Here is a 17,822-nt window from a genome sequence, read left to right as displayed (position 1 = left end):
AATATCAATTCCCAAAAAATTTCCAATTGTTATTTCGCCTGAATGATAAATTGCGTGTTTTTTCGGAAAATTGAGCATTTACATGATTAATACTAAAAATTAAAACAAGGATTAATAATCTCTGTTTCAAATATAAAGTTTGTGTAAAAGTTAATCACAACGGTCTCGGCTATCGCAAGTTGCGGGAGTTGGGACGCGGAGTTGTCAGTTTAATGGTTTTATTTCGCGGTTTTTAAAATTACTTTTTTCCAATAATCCCGATATTTTCGATGAGCCGTTGTTACCTACAGTTTTATTGTAAATAACTATTTGTATTTACTAACTCAAACTCCGGCGAACTTTTAAATAACAAATTGAGAACACTCATATGTCCAGAACCGAAAATAACTAAAATTTTGTCATTTGGATTTGTTTGAATTCGTTGAATATTTCTAAAAATTTTCAAATTCCTATTAAACCATCGGCCACTTTCGAAATTCACTCCGAAAAAATCACCTTTTTCACTTTCATATTTAAATGGACCAATTAAATAATTGCCTAAGGTTTTTTGAATGTCTTTAGGATCATTTATTCTAATTAACTCTGACAATATACCTTCTGCTTTAAATATCGTTTTTGGTTTATATTTTATGGAAGCGTCAACTTCATTTTGATAATAGTTATTAAATTTTTTGTTTTCAACGCTATCGTTACCGAATATGACTTCATTAACTTGTTGGTTAAACTCACCCCACTCATCTACGCAATATAGTTTGGTAGCTCCTATTTCCTTCGCTATTCTAAATCCGATTTGTTGTGGTTCTGCTCTTTCCAATTTATACTCTCCTTTTAAGTATTTTGAGTATAAGGAGTCGATTTTCTTTTGCTCGGAAGGTTGATATTCAATCGCTATAATTGTCGGTTCAAATTCTTTTAGCTTTTTAACTATTAAATTAATTTCTTTTTGATATTCTGGATTTAGAACATCGATTTGATTTGCGTTTTCAGTTTTAATAAAATCTCTATTTGGGAAGTCAAAATGGAAAGTTCCAAGTGTAAGGACTTCCGTTCTTTTTTGTTGAGCTTGAAATTGTAAAGTAAAAAATAGCGTAACTAGTAAAATGTAAAATCTCATTATTGTTTTTAAAAATGACAAACAAATATTTTAAGTGTTACACTCTTCGTGGAAATTGTAGGCAACAGTTAGAGTTAAACCCAGTGTGCGGAATTTAGCACTCGGAGTTGATGGCTTGTTGTTTAGTTGTTTGGAGTTCTTAGTTATTGATTTTCTTGAATACCGCATATTGGCCTCGTTAATCGCTGTTATAGTGTCGTTTTTTATTCACCTAATATGTTTTCTATAAAATCTTCAATTGTTGGATCTGTCGGATCTTTAAAATTTAGATCAGGAATTTCGAATATTAAAGTATCATAATTATTAACTACCTGGAATTCTAAACTGCATGGATTTTTAATGAGAGTGAATGGGTCGTCAAGTTCTATAAATAAGTTACTCTGGTTTTTAATCACTTGACCTTTATTTTTCAATGAAGATCCGGAGGGAATTATTAGGTTGTCATTTAAAATTGCAAAGCCGTGATCAATCTTCATTTTCTCGATGTCGGTTTTAATTCCAAGTTCTTTATCTAATACTCTGTGATTATCGTATCTATGATAATCTAGAGAGAAAATAATTCCTGAAATAATGAATGTTACGATTATAGTAGTGAGATAAAATGTTGAAAGTAAATTTTTCTTAAGATTCATCAATTTAGTCAATTTACAGTTATTATCTCAAAATTTTAATTTTTATCCTCTGTCTTAAAAAATGCACCACAACGGTCTACGGTTATCGCCAGTTGGCGGAGTAGGGGACGCGGATTTGTCGGCTTAGTGTTGGTTTGTTGGTTAAGCTAATTATTTTCTTTCTTAGGCTGCCGCTTATTGGCGATGAACCGTTGTTGTAGCCAGTATTTTATTTGTAAATTATTCTTCCCAATCAAGAACTTTTATTGGCATTTCTGTTTTGTAATCGAGGTCAATGTTTTGGAGTTCAGATACCTCTTTTCTAAACCAATCTGAAAAATTAGATTTATCTTTTTTGAAATTGTCCATAAATTCATCGCTTTCAGCCTCAGTGTAAACAAGGACTGAATATTCTTCATTTGAATTTTGTAAGAACCAGCTTTCTTTTTTAACTCCAATTCTTTTGTGCATTTCGGTGAATTCATCTTTTCTGGTTGTATTAACTTCTTTTACGAAGTTTAACCATTGATCAACTTTATCCTCTAAAATAGGAAAACTGTATGCAAATTTTTTCATTTTATAAAGTGTATGTCAATTATTTAATTGAAGTCGATTAGAGTATATTTTATTCAAATATTTCTTCTACGTTTTGCAGAATTTCACAATCAAAGTAGGCATCAATATTTTTTAAGCATTCAAATTTTTCACCTGGATTTATGTTCAAATTTTCATCCATTGGAAGTCTTGAAAGAATTCGTTCATTTCTTCTTGCTTTAATTGCTTTTTAATTTCTATTCTGCGAGCTTTTTCAAGTTTTGAAGGTATTAATTTATATTGAAGTCAATCAGATTTTCTTCTTTAAAAAATCACTATGAATATTGGCTACAATTCGCTATATCAAAACTAATATAGTCGTTTATCAGTTAAACTTGCCGGGAAGGTGATCTGTGTTTTTATTAAAAAGAAGAAGTAAGGATTGCCCTTACTTCTTTTATGCCTCTCTCAAAGATTAGCCTTTAAATTTCATCCTCAACCACCGGCTGCCCTTCTTTTCCCTTACCTCTAACTCAAGCTCCTCATTCTCTCCTAATGTAAATTTCGGGAATACCAGTACAAATTTCTTTTCCTGATGATGATAGATGTTTGGCGGAAATTGATGGATATATATAGGCTCCAGCAGCAATTTTTGATAGGATGCGTTTCTTTTCCTGTTGCCCCTGGAGATATACACGTTCAGGTAATCGGGTTCAAAAGTGATTCCAGACTGGTTCTCCAAAGCCACAACCAGGTAAACTTCATCCTTAAAATAATTCATATCGCCCACTGCCAGCTTTAATCCTTTTTTCTTCCGGCTCTTTATCTCACCTTTAGAATTCTTCAAATGATATTCAGCACGCATTTTTAAAGCATTTTTTTCGGTTTTCGGATCTTTTCCACGTTGTGTGACGTCCATAGTGTCTTCGACCAGGGCAGCAAAGACCTTTTCTTTCAACGGTTTTTCATTACCGATGCTTTCTTCTATACCTATGAAATAGTTAAAGTAGGGCAAATGTGCTCTATAGCTCAGTACGTAAGAATATATCTGCCCATCCTGCGTAAGGACCAGTAGATTACTGGTGGAACCGCGAACTCCTTTTAGTAGCCCAAAATACTGAGGCTTTTCTTGGCTGTAACTAAAAACAAAATTTTCTGAACCCACAATCCCCTGCCTCACCTTTTCGGGAAAAAACAATGCGGTATTCTGATTCTCATTGACATAAATGGTGTCTACGGTCTGGGCTGTACCTGTAAAGAATAAAAGTCCCAGCACGCCTAAAAATAACTGTTTCATAACTTAAGGTTTTAAAAGAAGTTGATATTGATCCATGACCGTAACTTTGACATTGCGGTTGTTTTTTCTAAAGATATTTTTGATTCCGCTTAGCTGAGGCAGCCCGCCAATGTTGATATCCTGCACCACGTCATCCAGTACTTTTCGCCGTGCCTCATCCCTGATACTGTTTTCCACATAAATTCCTTCGTTGCTGTCCTGCAGGTCAAAAGCTCTTAATTCAACAGGAAAATTTTGGATATGAGTGATCTTTATCTGTACCCGATTGGGCTGCAATGTCACAAATCCAAACACCGGTGTATGCTTGGCAAACTCCCTCCCTCCTATCTCCACTTTTTCCATTAGTCGTAATTCAAGACGATCATTTGTCCTCACGGTTTGGTCTCCGCTTACAACAGCAAGAACATTTTCTGATTGTAGGCCGGTTTCCACAAGTGACTCTTCTGCCACAGTTCCGGAAAGGAAAAATGTTTTGTGGCCAATGGCCAGATCCTGAGCATTCAGCTCTTTTGGTGCAATAGAATCATTCCCCGGAGGGGATTCTTCAGTAAATGTTTCTTCAGCATATATGGAATCACCATCATTGACCTCCAGAAATCTGGATCTGTAAATACTGTCAATGACCCATTCCCGCTCCTTTTCCTCTAAAGCAGGATCATATACTCCCATGGAATCCAACAGAGCCTCAGAATAGATACTGGGGATCTGTTTTTCCCGTTCTTCCTTCAAAGCATCGATGGCCTTCAGCTTGGAGGTGTAACTGGTTTCCTCCTCCTTTAACTCGGGTACCACGGGCTGATCCAGCTTCTGAAGTTCATCCTCACTAAAAAATAAAAGTATGGAATAGCTCACTATGAAAATGAGCACTATCAACAGGATACTCGCAAATACGATCTTCTTTTTATCTATTTTCATCGGTTAATTTTCTTAAGCTGTTTTCAAAAAAATTGGTTATCAGTAATCCGTGAGTGTTTCTGGGAAAATGCCTGTCTACTTTTATTAGATTTCCCGTGGTAATAAGTTCGTAAGTGTCCACCACCTTTCCTCGATTGATCTCGAAGATGGTGGTGGTCCTAAAATCAAAAGGTTCTTTCGAAAGATCCAGTTCAGTATTTACCTCCTTTATTCGCTGAACCAGTGAATACTGCAGTAAACGATTGTATAATCCTTCAGATTTTTTCTGCCGGTATATGTTATCAACTGAACTGTTCCCCAGCCATAAAGCTTTTTCAAGATTACTCTCGTAATTACTGGCATCGATCCCGTAGAAATAATTATGGAACAGCTCCAGGTGAGCCTGGGCCTCTACTTCCAGGTTCTCTCTTGCTGAAGTCAGTTTTAATGGAATAACCGCCCCATCTGTATTCACGGCGAACATGCTGTTCAGCATCTTCTGGTTCATATCAAAAACAGACCAGAGGGAAAAAGCACTGGTCAGAAAAGCCATGCTGACCACAGACCAGACGATCAAGCGATTGATCTTTAATACGGAATAAATATTCTTGTATATCTTTTTCATACATAATTGGTTTTTAGGTGGCGAATAGCCTGAAGGTGAATGAAATTGCTCTGCGGTAGAGCTTGAACTTGAGAAAAACGATGAATCCTATGGAACCCAATTGAACAATAGGGGCGAAAAATCCACTTTCAGATCCGTCATCCAGTAAATTACCCCAAAAGTTGGTGTTGATCTCCTCATAAAGAAGGTTTACAAATACATTGACCAGAAAGAAGGCTGGTACAATCATGTAAACAGCGGCATACAGCTTAAAAAATCTGTAGCCCATCTCCCGAAACTTTTCAAAGACCGCCAGACTGATCACCAGCGGAAAAAAAGCCTGCATGAGCCCCAGCAGAAAAAAACGCTCTGCCAGAAACAATGGATAGATGAAAATATCCATGATCCACAGAAAAAGACCCAGGATAAAAGCTACCACCTTCATGGGATACAGCGGAGTTACAAGATATTCATACAGCATACTCAGCGCCTTAGTGCCGGCTTCTACGAAATTGACATCTTCTTCGATCTGTAAATCCTGGAATTGTAATGGGATCAAGGCAGGAGCGGTATTGCGATATTGCCCCTCGATGGCTACCAGAATACTGTCAAAATAACTGAGGATCTGAGTCGAAAATATCACGAGCAATACCACCACAAAATTTTTAATCAGGTCACCCGGACTTAAGCCCCAGGTATATCCATCATTGCTTACGGCACCTTCACTGTACTTCTTGATGATATTCACCAGGAAGAAGAGAACGGCCAGGGACTTCATCCCCATGATGGTATATTCTGAGAAGCTGCTTTCCTTGATGGTGGTAAAAACCGCATCCACGTACTCGAGACCAATTGAGAGGTTCATTTCCCCGCTTTTTAATAATTGATCTCCCTGTTAAGGATCCTGTCCTGCATCTCCCTTACCGAAATAATTGCCCGGTATCGTTTGTACCTCAGGTCAATTTCTGCTCTCATAGACCTTGACCGTTCCTTTTGAGCCTCCAAAACTGCCAGTCTCTCCGCATCGGTCATGTTCAAAAGATTGCTGGTAAGCAATTGTTGCATAAAATCAAGGTCTTCCAGTGCCATTTCGATAATGGAATTGAAAGAATCAGAAATTCGGTCAACTTCTTCAGGGCGGATGTATGGGGAGTTTAGGATCTCCCTCAGATCTTGCTGTACCGTATTGTAAAGTTGCTGGTTGTTTTCCAGGATTTCCTGAACGGCCTTCACCTGTTTTACCACATTGCTCACCTGCTCCAGGCGTTCTTTTTGTTCTTTTAGGAACTTCACCGTCTTTAGCAGCTCTGAAGTTTGCTTCGCCGATTCGATCAATGATTTTCCAAGGGTTATGAAATTAGTGTTGTCATAGACGGGCATACCTTGTGCCTGTCCCTTCTGGCTGAACATAGCTAATACCAGGATTAAAAGGATCTTTGTTTTCATTTGCTGTTGTTTTTGATTAGAAATTTCTTGATGGCTGCTTCCATGGAACCGGTTTTGTTATAGAGGCGTAATAATTCTTCGTTCTCTCTTCCGTCAGTGAGATAGGCGGCATATACTTCTGGAGGTACTTCCAGCCGAAAAATGTTACTCTCCCTCCCGATCTTGAGGAACATCTCGGTGTACTTGCGTGGACCCCTCAGATTGTTCCTGATTGATTTCAGCTGGTTTAGGTCATGTGCGGAAAGGTTCAGACGTTTCTGCAATTGCTCGTACCCCTTCTCATTGTGCAGGCTGTAGATCACCTGGGTATTCTCAAGGATACTTGCAGAGGTGGCATTTTGAGGCAGCTGATTGATGGACTGTAAAATGATGCCTATAGCCCCGTTCTGTTTCCTGATAGCCTGGTAATAAAATTCCACACTCTCCAGGACATTTTCAAACTTCAGCTGTTTGGCGAATTCATCAAAAAGGATGATTCCCTTTTCACTCCTGTTTTGCCAAATGGTGCGCTGAATGGCCGATTTGATCAGCTTCAGCATGACAGAAAGGATCTCCTTGTTATCCCTGATTTCGTCTAGTTCAAATACTATTAGCCGCTTCTCCTCCAGCCGGAAACTTTGGTCTTCGCTGATCTCGAACAGGAAACTGTAAAGTCCCTGGCCCACGTATTCTGACATGATATGCAGGAAGTTCTCTATGTTGAAATAATCTCTGTGGATCTGCAGTTGACTCAGCAAAGTTTTTTGCTCTTCCTTGATAAACCGGTAAAAGATTTCCATGGAATGGTTGTCCTCAACCTTTTCATAATATTCCCGAAGGATCTTTTTGACCGCCACTTCCCTGGCCTTCTCCACTTTCTCGCCTGAGGCAAATAACTCCAGTAAAAAAGTGGCAAGATCTTCCAGGTGTTGGGGAGCAATATCATCAGTGCTGCTGATGAAAAAGGGATTGATCCCGAGATTCTTTCCCTGTTCATACCGTAGGATGAGATGATCTTCCGGATACAGTTTAGCGAATTTGTTATAGGAACCTCCGAGATCAATGATCACCAATCGCACTCCCTTCTCAAAGTATTGCCGAAGAATATTGTTGGCCAGGAAAGATTTGCCCTCTCCGGTAGGGGCGAAAATGGCAAAGTTCCTGGCCTTGATCCTTTTCTTCTGTTCATCCCAGACATCTTTCAACACCGGGATATTCTGTTGCCTGTCATTAAAGATGATCCCCTCCTCATCATTCTTGTAACCGGTATTGTTGATCAGAAGACAGAGCGCGTGCTTCAGATCTGTGACGTAGAGATCTTCATCAGAGAAGTTAGACGAAAAACAGAAGAAACTGTTCAGGAAATAATTCTTTCGCTCCTCTCCCAGCGGATAATGTGGTAAAATATCCAGTTCTTTAAATTCACTTTTGATGACCGATCCAATTTGACCCAGTTTGCGTTCATCCTCTTCCCAAAAAATCACATTGAAATGCCCCCGTATCACTCTGGAACTGTCATCTTCATTTATTTGATCCAGGATGCTTTTGATCTTTTCAAGCACCACCTTGTTCTGGCTCCCGAAATTGCTGCTCTTTTTAAGCTCCTCAATCCTTTTCTCCAAAAGCTTTCGCCACTTTTGCTTATCATCGAGATAGACCACCTGGTTCAGGATGTGATTCTCCTTCAGGTTCAGGCCCAATCCATCGACAAAACCCTGATGGAACACAAATTCATCTGAGGTGAAGTTATCATTCCTTCTGCTGGATTGTACCCCTTCCCCAAAGCACAATTCGCTGTTAACCGCCAGCACCTCAAACAGATTCTTGCCAATCTGCAGGCGCGAACGATCCAACAAGATGTCTGAATCGAATCCTTCGTTGAACCCATTGAAATAAGAAGAGGATAACTTCAGGATCTGTTCTTCTCCCAACGGAATGAGCTCGAACTTCTTACTGTTGTTCAGGAAAGATACTGTGTCATTCACCGCTCTAATAAACTCCTGCAGTCCTTCTTCCATTTCCCCCGGAAGTTTTCGGGATGGCTTCTTAAAAGGATTCACGTATTTCGCATTATTCAGGGCTTTGTTCCTGGGATAGGTAAAAAAGAGATAGCTTTGATGCTCCAGATATTCCCTGCCCTGAAAATGTTCTTTGGTTGCCTTTTCCAGGAAGGTCTTTCCCGGCAATTTTTCTGCGGAAAATTGCCTTTTCAGGTAAACATCCTGCTTGTGTACCACGCAGCCGCTTTTCAGGGATCGCAAACCCTGAAACCAGATTCCGTGCAGGTCCTCAAAATCCTTTTCAGATAGTGAATAGATCTCAGGAAGATCCATTCTGTAACAAAGGACCAGGTTTCCGTTGTTGGCAAAAACCAGATTATCTCTAATATCGATCAGCGGATGGTGATGGGCTAGATTAATTTTCATAAGAAAGACCTGTAAATTTTTTATTAGAGATCATCCTTGGAAAAACACTTCGGAAATGCAGCAGTTGGGGATTGGCGGCTAACCTTACCAACAGGAAATAAACCAGCAGATTAAGACTCACCACCGAAATGATCATCCCAAGGCTGAAAGAGAAGATCACCGCCAGCAGAGATCCTATGATTACAAGCATAATAAGAGCAAAAAAAGCAATGGGAAGGCCGTATATGAGCGCCTTTTTCCTGATGTTCCTGTAAACTTCGTAGCGTTTCATTACACGACGATGCTTATGAGGTACGTAAAGATCCCTACCACCGCTCCGGCAATAAGCACAAATACCAGTACTCTGGTAATTCCCTTTTTGAGATCGGCATTTTCTCCAAAGAAATGTCCTGCATTAAAGAGAAATCCCACCAGAAAGATCACTCCCAGGATTATAGGAAAAACCGCTCTCACAGTATCTGCCATATCGTTAACAGAGTTTTCGATTCCCCCGATCTGCGCAAAAGCCGAAGAAGTAAGAAGTAGACAAAAAAGGCTGAAGTAAAAAGATTTTTTCATCGGTTTGTGATTTAAATATTATACCGATGGTGAATCTATTACAGGGAATTATTCCAAGTACTTGGAATATTTGACTTTAACTATTTTACTGATTGACAATTATTTAAAATTCAATGATATGGACAAAAAACTAATGTTTCTGCTATTGAATTTGTTCTGAGAAATGATCAGACAAATTTCAAAGTGACTTTTTATTTTCAAAAATGTTTTTAATTTTGCCGCCATTATCAAGAATCTCAATAAGGGAGATAGCAACCTGCAAAACGAGCAAGGTGCTAAAGTGATAAGCCAGTGCTGGAAAAAACGTTGAATCCTCTGTATTGCCTTTTCTCTTCCCCGTTAAAAAATCTAAACTATGAAAACCTCAACAGGTTCCAAGGGAAGTATTATTGCCCTCCTGCCTTTCTTATTATTCATTTTCAGCTTCCTGGGAGCAGGAATCTACCTAAACGACTTTTATGCTCTCCCCTCTCCAATAGCCGTAACTTTAGGAATAGCTTCGGCTTTTATTCTTTTCAAAGATGCAATGCCCGTTAAAGTCTCCACCTTCTTGAAAGGTTGCGGCGACGAAAAGATCATGACGATGTGCGTGATCTACCTTTTAGCCGGAGCCTTTACCGTTGTAAGTAAAGCAACAGGAAGTATAGATGCCGTTGTTGATCTGGGGCTTACCTACTTTTCAGTAAATTTTTTATATGCCGGTGTATTTTTACTAGCTGCATTTCTTTCTTTTGCCACGGGAACTTCTGTAGGAGCTATAGTAGCGCTTGCGGCCATTGTATCGGGATTTGCAGAGAAATCAGGGGTTTCTCTTCCTGTTCTAAGTGCTTCCTTGCTGGGAGGTGCCATGTTTGGGGACAACTTATCTTTTATTTCCGATACCACCATTGCCGCTACCCAAACCATGGGCTGTGAAATGAAAGACAAATTCAGGCAAAATTTTAAAATTGCACTCCCGGCGGCTATACTTACTGTGATTATTCTGCTTTTCCAGGGAATGTTCCTGCAGGACACCCCAATACCAGAAGCTAATTCTGCAAATCCTATAAAGATCATTCCGTACCTCCTGGTGATCACCCTAGCAATCTTGGGTCTGAATGTGTTCACTGTTTTATTCCTGGGAATATTATCTGCCGGTGCAGTAGGTTTCTACTACTCCAGCTTCAATTTACTTGAATTTGCCAATTTAAGCTACGAAGGATTCACGGGAATGACAGAGATCTTTCTTCTTTCTATGTTAACAGGAGGCCTTGCTGCCCTGGTCACCAAAGCAGGTGGCCTTAATTATATCACCAGTCTGATTACCCGAAAGATCACCAAACATTCAGCCTACCTGAAGATTGGGGGACTCGTTGGCCTTACCAACTTGGCAATTGCAAATAACACGGTGTCGATCATTATCACCGGCAGTATTGCTAAAGAAATTAAAGATCGGCTGGATCTGAATAAGATAAAGGTGGCTTCGGTCCTGGATATTTTTGCCTGCGTTATCCAAGGTATGTTGCCTTACGGGGCACAGGTATTGCTTTTGTTGAGCTATGCACGTGGTAAAATGAATTACTTCGACCTTATCTCCAACGCTTGGTACCTTTGGTTGCTAGGGGCTTGTACCGCCTCCTATTTCATATTTAATATAAAGACAGGTAAAAATAAAGTTGAAGACCTCCTTGAGGAACAGCCGGCTTAAGAGAGGATTTTTAAGCTTAAATGTCTACATTTATATTCCCTCATTGCAGAGGGCCCCTTGCTGAGGCAGGGGGCTTTTTTATTCCTCCTTGGAAGTCATCATTTAAAATCAATAAATTGTAGTTGATACTGGCATAGATAATATACTTTGCTGTTACTTTTCTTTCCTACTTTCCACCACCACGGCGCTAATTATATTATTGCAACTTTAGCCGGTTTTCGTGCTTCAGAGTCAATAGAACAACAGCAAGAATGGTCAGCATCAATAATTCTGTCCAAAAATTCGGGAGAAGCGATTGTCTTTGGTTATTTTGCCACCCAAAATATTTTAAGTGAAAACAAGCACCAGAAGAAAGTGGATCTCCTTTTTAGACATTCTTGATCGACCTCTGAAATTTAATCCTTTGGTCTTAAATAGAACCTTCTTCTTATGGGCGCTGTTAGGGGTCATCGGCGGAGTGATATCAGGGCTATACTGGATAGTTCTGGAACTTCTCACACATGGTTTAGCCTTTTTTGAAGGATGGCAGGTCATCCCCACCATGGCCATAGCTGGATTCTTAGCAGGTCTCATCATTCACCTGATAGGAGACCCCGGGGAGATCAATTTGATTGTTAATAACATACGGTTTAATAAAGGGATATTAGATCCAAAGAACAACCTGTCCATGATCTTGTCCTCCTTGCTGTGCGTGGCATCAGGAGGAAGTCTTGGCCCCGAAGCTCCCCTGGTACAGGTGACCGGATCAACAGGAAGCTGGCTGGGTAAAATGCTGAGACTAAAGGGAGAAGAACTGCGATCGCTTAGTATTGCAGGAATGGCATCGGGATTTACTGCCCTTTTTGGTGCACCCCTGGGTGGCAGCCTCTTTTCTTTAGAGATCCTGCACCATAGATATTCGGCGATGTATTATAAAGCCCTAATCCCGGCATTTGTGGCCAGTTGCTTTAGCTATATCATCTTTGCCCTGATCATACATCTTGGCCTGGGGCCGATCTGGGATCTTCCCTCGTATCAGATGGAAGACAAATATGACTTTGCTTATGCTGTTATTTTTGGTGTGGTAGCTACTGCTGCTGGCTGGCTCTTTATAATTTGCACCAAATCATTTAAAACAATGTTTGGGAAATTTAAGCTCCCCATTTATTATAAGACCTTGACCGGCGGCCTGATCCTGGGTACAATTGCTTTTTATTTTCCCCTCACCAGGTACTTTGGCCATCATACCATTAATGACCTGCTGGCACAATCATTTTCATTAGATTTACTAATCACTGTCTTTATTCTAAAGATCGTTGCTATTGCGATCACTGTCACTTCGGGATGGAGAGGAGGATTTATCATTCCCTTATTTTTTGTCGGCACTACTCTTGGCTTGATCATTCATAACCTTTTTCCATCCACAAACGTATCACTCGCCATAGTTGCCTGTATGGCAGCGATTAATGTTTGCGTAACAAGGACACCCATGAGTACTACAATCTTATTGGCTACTCTAACCGGCTTCAATTATTTTATTCCTATTTTGTTTGCCAGCCTTACCGGATATTTCCTGGCACCAAGAATACCGTTTATCTCTTCACAAAAAGATCCCAATTTCAACCTTCCATAGCTACTGAAGGTTTATCCCGCCATAATTCCTGAAAATTCTTCTTAATAATGATAAACCATCAGTACATTTACAACCAATCTGGAAGTCTACACCCTATACTTTTTATAGCAGACTATTTATCATTATAGGATAAAAACGCAAAAGTCGAGGCGAAGAATTTTATTCGTTAAAGGATTTTCTGAAATCTCAAAGTAAGAATACATAGGTGTCTCCTCTGTTCTTTTCCATTAAAGGCAGAACAGCTAAAGAAATGAGGGAGGAAATGAAAGGCAACTTCTATATTTTGATAAAGTATTATCGGATTTATGGCTACCTTTAGTTTATGTGCTACAGAACCAAATTGAACGCCAGTCTACAAAGTATCGAGGAGACTTTTGAGGCCACCTTTCTTAATCCTGAAGAATATAAACCTCAAAAAGAGATTAATGCTTTCGACTTTCCGTATACTCCGGTAATTGCAGACCAGGAGCCAGAAGAAATATTATTTTTCAAATGGGGCTTGATTCCCCATTGGGCTAAAGATGTAGGTATTGAAAAGATGACTCTTAATTCCATGGTTGAAACCTGTAAAGAAAAACCAGCCTTTAGAGATTCAGTTGACAATCGATGTTTGGTAATTGCAAATGGTTACTATGAATGGCAATGGCTCGATTCGAGGGGAAAAAATAAACAGAAATTTCTGATCAAGCCTAAAGATCAGGAAGTATTCGCTTTTGCAGGTATATACGCGATCTGGAAGAAACCTGACACTGGTGCTCAGGTGAACTCCTACTCCATCCTTACCACTAAAGCCAATGAGTTGATGAGCAAAATCCACAACAATAAAAAAAGAATGCCCATAGTGTTGAGGCAAAAGGATCTTGGGCTGTATTTGGGAGGTAGTAACATAGAAAATTTCGCTTTTCCTTATGAGGTGGAACTAATGGGCACAAAATTATGATGTTCAGAAAACCTCCTGAAGTATCCAAATAATAAAACCTGCAGTTCCTATTACAATAAGGATTTTGTATACTAATAATCCTTTCTTCAGGAAATCCACTGTCTTAGAATGTCTTTTTATCAATAACCTCTGTTTTAACCCTCAAAATAAAGTGCTTTTCAAAAATATGTTAACGTTTTTGATGAAATTATTAATAAAATTAACTTGACATGTCTTCTACAATTTTTTATTAAGATGCATTGGAACCTGTACCTCTTTGGGAAATGAGCTAATGATTCCATCACTCCAAAAATCTTTCTTGCTAAAACTCCATCCAAAGTGCAGGATGAGAACTCGCCTGATGCGCTTGTCCATGTAGGGTATCATAACAGGTCCATTGTCTTTTTCTCTCTGGCCAAATTCCTTTCCGGTTCAAACCCGATCTTTTTATTTTAGAGAAGATTTGAGGAGAGGAAAGCAAGTAGTCTTTTTGCTTCAGGTTCACCCCCATTCGATAAGCCCCTAAGCTAAAATATTCAGCGTCTTTTCCTTCATCCAAATCCACATTAAAGCTGATATGTCTTTTAACATCTTTTAATTCTGTTTCCCTCAGTACTGGAGAAAGAGAATCGCAGTAAGAAGGTTTATTCAAAGTTCCAGCCACAACAATATTCTTTCCGTTTTGTAATTCTTTCATAACGATCTCCCTGACCTTCCTGGCTTGTTGCTTTCTAATCTCATCCCCACTTTCTTTATGCATTATAACATCCTGCAGGTGAAGCCCAAAAACTGAAAGTTGGTACCCCTTAGGACAGGTTACATTATATTCTTGAACATCTTTATCAAAAAGAAACTTGCCATTTCGTCGAACATTCGCATAGCTGTTGATACTGGTTACCTCATACCCTTCTTTAGTCATTAATGCTAATCCTCTTCCTTCTCGGTCATTGCCATCAATCATCAGGATATTAGAAAACCTTACTCCTTCTGGTAGGTAGTGCTTGTTGAAATCAAGAAGGGACTGCCTGTCCTCTACCTCCTGTAGTATGAGTATGTCTGGATTAATTTCAGCAATCACTCTAGCCTTATTCTGAACCGCTTGATCGTAAATAGGTTTGGAATTTACTTTTACCCAACCGCTCCAGCCACTCATGGGAACCGCTCGGTTTTCGGGTTGAAAGTTCTTTTTCCGCAGGTACAATTCTCCGGCTTTCCGGCGCATAACCACAAAGGGCTCAAAAGCCGATTTATGGAATCCGAGCAGGAAAGATAATTCGCGCATTCTTGCAATTTCATTTCCTCCACGTGGGGATTTGCACATCAACTGCTCAAATTCCTCTACCCACATGTTGATTGATTCATTAAGAGTCCTTTTCACAAGGGATGAATCCCGGTGAAAAATGTTTTCAATATTGTAACTTGCTATTTTCATGATCCTTGGTTTTTATTTTCTTTTGTCTTTTGCATTGGCATCAAAGGCTAAGAGATTGAAAAGCTCTCGCATTCTGCTCCTTACCCTTTGCCCGTATCGTTCTTCCAGTTCGGTAGCACTTAGATTGGTAGTAATATGAGTCTTCACTTTATATCTCTGAAACAGCTCATGTCTGGACAGCAAGATCTCACCCATTACTTCGCAATCTTTGCCGAAGTACCTGCCCCGGGGTTCTACTCCCAGATCGTCAAAACAGAAGTAACCACTGCTCCCGTAATCCTCCACCGTTTTGAATCCGATGTGATTAAACCCAAAAACTATATTCCTGGTAGAGATCACTTCATAAGGACGCTGAAAGGGAGTGATAAATTTCAGTAGCCGCATAATGCTGGTCTTACCACACCCCACCGGGCCTGATAAAAGAATTCCCTTCTTTAGATCTATTTCGTACTTCTTACAACTCTCCACATTCCGGATAAAATAATTACTTAACTTTAGTAAGATTCCACGATCTTCTTCATGGATCCTGAAGTGCTCCCCAAACATTAATTTCCCTTTTACCTGGAGGTAATCCAGGATCTTTGAAAAATCATAGACGATCTGCTTTCCATGAATTTTTCCCAGATTATACACTACTCCGCCCTCTCTAATCTCATAAGGGTTCTCCATAATTTTTGAATTTTGAAGTTTTTAAATTTTCAGGATCTTTGAAAAAATCTCTTTTTCTTTCACCCGCTTTTATCATCCAATTTTCAGCCGCCGCCTCCCAATCATGAATCTTTGCCTTTCCCCCTATTTTCCAGCCGGTAGATTTATAGTGGTTAAAAAATTTTCTAGCTTCTATTTCGGGCCACTTTTTACGTTTGAAAAAATCAACCACAACATTTTCTGAGCTGGGTGGTTTAGCTAATGTTTTTAATTGTTTATTACAGTTTATAAAAGGAGGTACTACTTGTTCCTCTTGATGTTCCCTGGTTATTCCTGTAGTTGTGTCTTTAGTTGTTCCCTTTTTACCTAACCGCTTTTCTTTAAAGATTAACAGCTTTATCCGGCTTCCCACCTGCGGATCGTGGGAAGGGAAATACCGAATGTACCTTCTGTCATTTAAGTACCACAAGCCTCTGTGATAAGTTTTAAGGGATCCTATTTTGGATGTTCTCATAACTTCCTGTCGGTTTACATACAGTATCTCTGGAAAGTGGGCCATGTTCCACATCTGGAAGAGCGCCATATACAGACTTATTTGCACTGCTTTGAGATTTTCGTCGTTGGAAAACCGTCTGAAGACCTTATTCAGATGCTGGATGTAATTCACTTCCATAGGTTCAGGAATTCAGCACCCGGTTCTCTTCCATCACCCGCTCGATTTCCGAAGCGTCGTAATAAATCAGGCCACCAATCTTAGTATAGGGAAGGGTGCCATTGACACGTAAATTTTGAAGTGTTCCCGGACTGATCTTCAACATCTCCATGACGTCTGTTGACTTCAACCATTTCTTCATAGTGACTCCTGCTTTCTGGGTCATTAATTCTTTGATCTCCTCTATAAGCTCCATCTTGAACTCTCTGAGATCATCTGTAGTAATAATAGATGTTGGCATAACAAATAAGGTTTTAATATTCCTGGTATTAAAAAGGAAGGAATAGTGTTATTTGCTACGAAGATGGAGGGAATGATTCACTTTGTTTCACAAGATGACTCGTACTACGATAAATTTTAACTTTCCTATTTTTAGGATTCTTAGTGCCTGGATTCGCGAGATACTGAGCGTTTATTCAAGAATTTCAGAGGTAATTCTTCTCTCCCATTGGTTTTTTGAAGAGTCCTGAGTTTTCGTAGTACGGAAAAAGCACGAAGATTAGATACTGTCCTCTTTGTTCATTTTGTGTTGAAGATTAACCATTAACTCTTCCAGGAATTTTGTCTTACTCCCTTTACGAGCTTTTATTTCTGAATAGGTTTTGTAGACATTATCGAGCTTTACATTGAAGAAATCCTCAAATGAGGTGGTGATGGTATTGAGATCAGCTGCACCATGATTAAGTGCGCCATCAGAATACAGAGCATAGATCAATTCTGTAAGGGCTGTTTTTGAAGAAGTCCACAGTAAAACAGGATGTTTCCTTTCAGGAGAAAAATAGTTATGTCCTGGCCGAAGATCTTCCAGGGCTTTTCTGATATAGTGAAGAAACTTATGCATCGCCTTGATCTTTGACCAAAGCATATCATGAGATGTAGAGAATTCCGGAAATTGGTAATAATTGACCAAGGGGGTAAAAGGAAAATTTTCTTTATAGTTGCGCGTGAACAGCTGGTGATCAAGATAATTGTGCCCGAGCTCCATGTAATGAGAGAAATCGATGTTCCTGTAAAAGAATTTATTAACCTTCTTGATCTCCTTTTCAAAAAACCTAATCTGAAAATTTACTCCGGCCTTGGGTTTTCTTATCTCACAAGAACGTACTTCTGTGAAATAGATCAGGTAGCTCATTACCGCCGGTTTCACTTCTTTAAAGAAATGGATCTCTTCCTCTACCGACTCAAAATCCTGCTGGTCTATTTGTTCCTTTAGATTGGATAAAACTTTATTACAGAGGCTTATTCCTTTATGGGTAACTTTTACTTGTTGAACAGGAGACTCTAGTAACGCTGAGATTTCCTGGTCAAATTCTTTCATGACTCCGGCAAAATTCTTCATATCAATTTGA

At 39.5% G+C, this 17,822-nt stretch carries 19 protein-coding genes and 1 riboswitch; of the genes, 3 read left to right on the top strand and 16 right to left on the bottom strand.

Annotated elements, in window-relative coordinates; translation table 11 throughout:
* Positions 1–292 precede the first annotated feature (292 nt).
* The 11 genes from BLS64_RS08235 to BLS64_RS08185 form a co-directional block, all read right to left on the bottom strand.
* A complete protein-coding gene (locus BLS64_RS08235) occupies positions 293–1,114 on the bottom strand; it encodes a DUF5694 domain-containing protein (protein ID WP_218124605.1) in 822 nt (273 codons plus the stop codon).
* Between the two features lie 203 nt (positions 1,115–1,317).
* Complete coding sequence (locus tag BLS64_RS08230; protein WP_093113051.1) at positions 1,318–1,746, bottom strand: hypothetical protein; 429 nt, start codon at positions 1,744–1,746, stop codon at positions 1,318–1,320.
* A 219-nt stretch (positions 1,747–1,965) separates the two neighbouring features.
* On the bottom strand, positions 1,966–2,301 hold the full coding sequence (locus BLS64_RS08225) for a hypothetical protein (protein ID WP_093113050.1): 336 nt from the start codon (positions 2,299–2,301) through the stop codon (positions 1,966–1,968).
* A 433-nt stretch (positions 2,302–2,734) separates the two neighbouring features.
* Positions 2,735–3,556 (bottom strand): DUF4138 domain-containing protein, encoded by an 822-nt coding sequence (locus BLS64_RS08220; RefSeq protein WP_093113049.1) that lies wholly within the window; start codon positions 3,554–3,556, stop codon positions 2,735–2,737.
* Positions 3,557–3,559: 3 nt separating this feature from the next.
* The gene (gene traM, locus BLS64_RS08215; RefSeq protein WP_093113048.1) at positions 3,560–4,471 is read right to left on the bottom strand and encodes a conjugative transposon protein TraM; all 912 of its coding nucleotides are present in this window, start codon (positions 4,469–4,471) and stop codon (positions 3,560–3,562) included.
* The gene (locus BLS64_RS08210; protein WP_093113047.1) at positions 4,458–5,075 is read right to left on the bottom strand and encodes a conjugal transfer protein TraK; all 618 of its coding nucleotides are present in this window, start codon (positions 5,073–5,075) and stop codon (positions 4,458–4,460) included. Before BLS64_RS08210 ends, traM begins: the two co-directional genes overlap by 14 nt.
* A gap of 13 nt (positions 5,076–5,088) precedes the next feature.
* Complete coding sequence (locus tag BLS64_RS08205; protein ID WP_093113046.1) at positions 5,089–5,919, bottom strand: hypothetical protein; 831 nt, start codon at positions 5,917–5,919, stop codon at positions 5,089–5,091.
* A gap of 11 nt (positions 5,920–5,930) precedes the next feature.
* Positions 5,931–6,500, bottom strand: a complete 570-nt coding sequence (locus tag BLS64_RS08200; RefSeq protein ID WP_093113045.1) for a conjugal transfer protein — start codon at positions 6,498–6,500, stop codon at positions 5,931–5,933.
* Positions 6,497–8,905 (bottom strand): TraG family conjugative transposon ATPase, encoded by a 2,409-nt coding sequence (locus tag BLS64_RS08195; RefSeq protein ID WP_093113044.1) that lies wholly within the window; start codon positions 8,903–8,905, stop codon positions 6,497–6,499. The genes BLS64_RS08200 and BLS64_RS08195 overlap by 4 nt, the downstream gene beginning before the upstream one ends.
* Positions 8,895–9,176: a hypothetical protein gene (locus tag BLS64_RS08190; RefSeq protein ID WP_093113043.1), complete on the bottom strand. Its 282-nt coding sequence runs from the start codon at positions 9,174–9,176 to the stop codon at positions 8,895–8,897. Before BLS64_RS08190 ends, BLS64_RS08195 begins: the two co-directional genes overlap by 11 nt.
* Complete coding sequence (locus BLS64_RS08185; protein ID WP_093113042.1) at positions 9,176–9,463, bottom strand: hypothetical protein; 288 nt, start codon at positions 9,461–9,463, stop codon at positions 9,176–9,178. The genes BLS64_RS08190 and BLS64_RS08185 overlap by 1 nt, the downstream gene beginning before the upstream one ends.
* Positions 9,464–9,682: 219 nt before the next feature.
* A riboswitch (SAM-I-IV-variant riboswitch) is annotated at positions 9,683–9,777 on the top strand.
* Positions 9,778–9,818: 41 nt separating this feature from the next.
* Between BLS64_RS08185 and BLS64_RS08180 the strand changes: the two genes are divergently transcribed.
* The 3 genes from BLS64_RS08180 (at position 9,819) to BLS64_RS08170 (ending at position 13,702) form a co-directional block, all read left to right on the top strand.
* Complete coding sequence (locus BLS64_RS08180) at positions 9,819–11,150, top strand: Na+/H+ antiporter NhaC family protein (protein ID WP_093113041.1); 1,332 nt, start codon at positions 9,819–9,821, stop codon at positions 11,148–11,150.
* A 331-nt stretch (positions 11,151–11,481) separates the two neighbouring features.
* Positions 11,482–12,762 carry a chloride channel protein gene (locus BLS64_RS08175; protein WP_093113040.1) on the top strand — a complete coding sequence of 427 codons (1,281 nt, stop codon included), beginning with the start codon at positions 11,482–11,484 and terminating at the stop codon, positions 12,760–12,762.
* Between the two features lie 322 nt (positions 12,763–13,084).
* Complete coding sequence (locus tag BLS64_RS08170) at positions 13,085–13,702, top strand: SOS response-associated peptidase (RefSeq protein ID WP_093113039.1); 618 nt, start codon at positions 13,085–13,087, stop codon at positions 13,700–13,702.
* Between the two features lie 301 nt (positions 13,703–14,003).
* Here BLS64_RS08170 and BLS64_RS08165 read toward each other — a convergent pair whose 3' ends face one another.
* The 5 genes from BLS64_RS08165 to BLS64_RS08145 form a co-directional block, all read right to left on the bottom strand.
* Entirely contained in the window at positions 14,004–15,113 is a 1,110-nt protein-coding gene (locus BLS64_RS08165; RefSeq protein WP_143019288.1) for an exonuclease/endonuclease/phosphatase family protein, read from the bottom strand.
* Positions 15,114–15,125: 12 nt separating this feature from the next.
* The gene (locus BLS64_RS08160; RefSeq protein ID WP_093113037.1) at positions 15,126–15,782 is read right to left on the bottom strand and encodes a P-loop NTPase family protein; all 657 of its coding nucleotides are present in this window, start codon (positions 15,780–15,782) and stop codon (positions 15,126–15,128) included.
* Positions 15,766–16,344 carry a hypothetical protein gene (locus tag BLS64_RS08155; RefSeq protein ID WP_143019287.1) on the bottom strand — a complete coding sequence of 193 codons (579 nt, stop codon included), beginning with the start codon at positions 16,342–16,344 and terminating at the stop codon, positions 15,766–15,768. The genes BLS64_RS08160 and BLS64_RS08155 overlap by 17 nt, the downstream gene beginning before the upstream one ends.
* A 94-nt stretch (positions 16,345–16,438) precedes the next feature.
* A complete protein-coding gene (locus tag BLS64_RS08150; RefSeq protein WP_093113035.1) occupies positions 16,439–16,714 on the bottom strand; it encodes a helix-turn-helix domain-containing protein in 276 nt (91 codons plus the stop codon).
* Positions 16,715–16,972: 258 nt separating this feature from the next.
* Positions 16,973–17,812 carry an RteC domain-containing protein gene (locus BLS64_RS08145; protein WP_093113034.1) on the bottom strand — a complete coding sequence of 280 codons (840 nt, stop codon included), beginning with the start codon at positions 17,810–17,812 and terminating at the stop codon, positions 16,973–16,975.
* Positions 17,813–17,822: the final 10 nt, after the last annotated feature.

Source organism: Salinimicrobium catena (assembly GCF_900102915.1).
GTDB classification, from domain to species: domain Bacteria; phylum Bacteroidota; class Bacteroidia; order Flavobacteriales; family Flavobacteriaceae; genus Salinimicrobium; species Salinimicrobium catena.
This window is presented reverse-complemented; position numbering and strand designations above follow the sequence as displayed.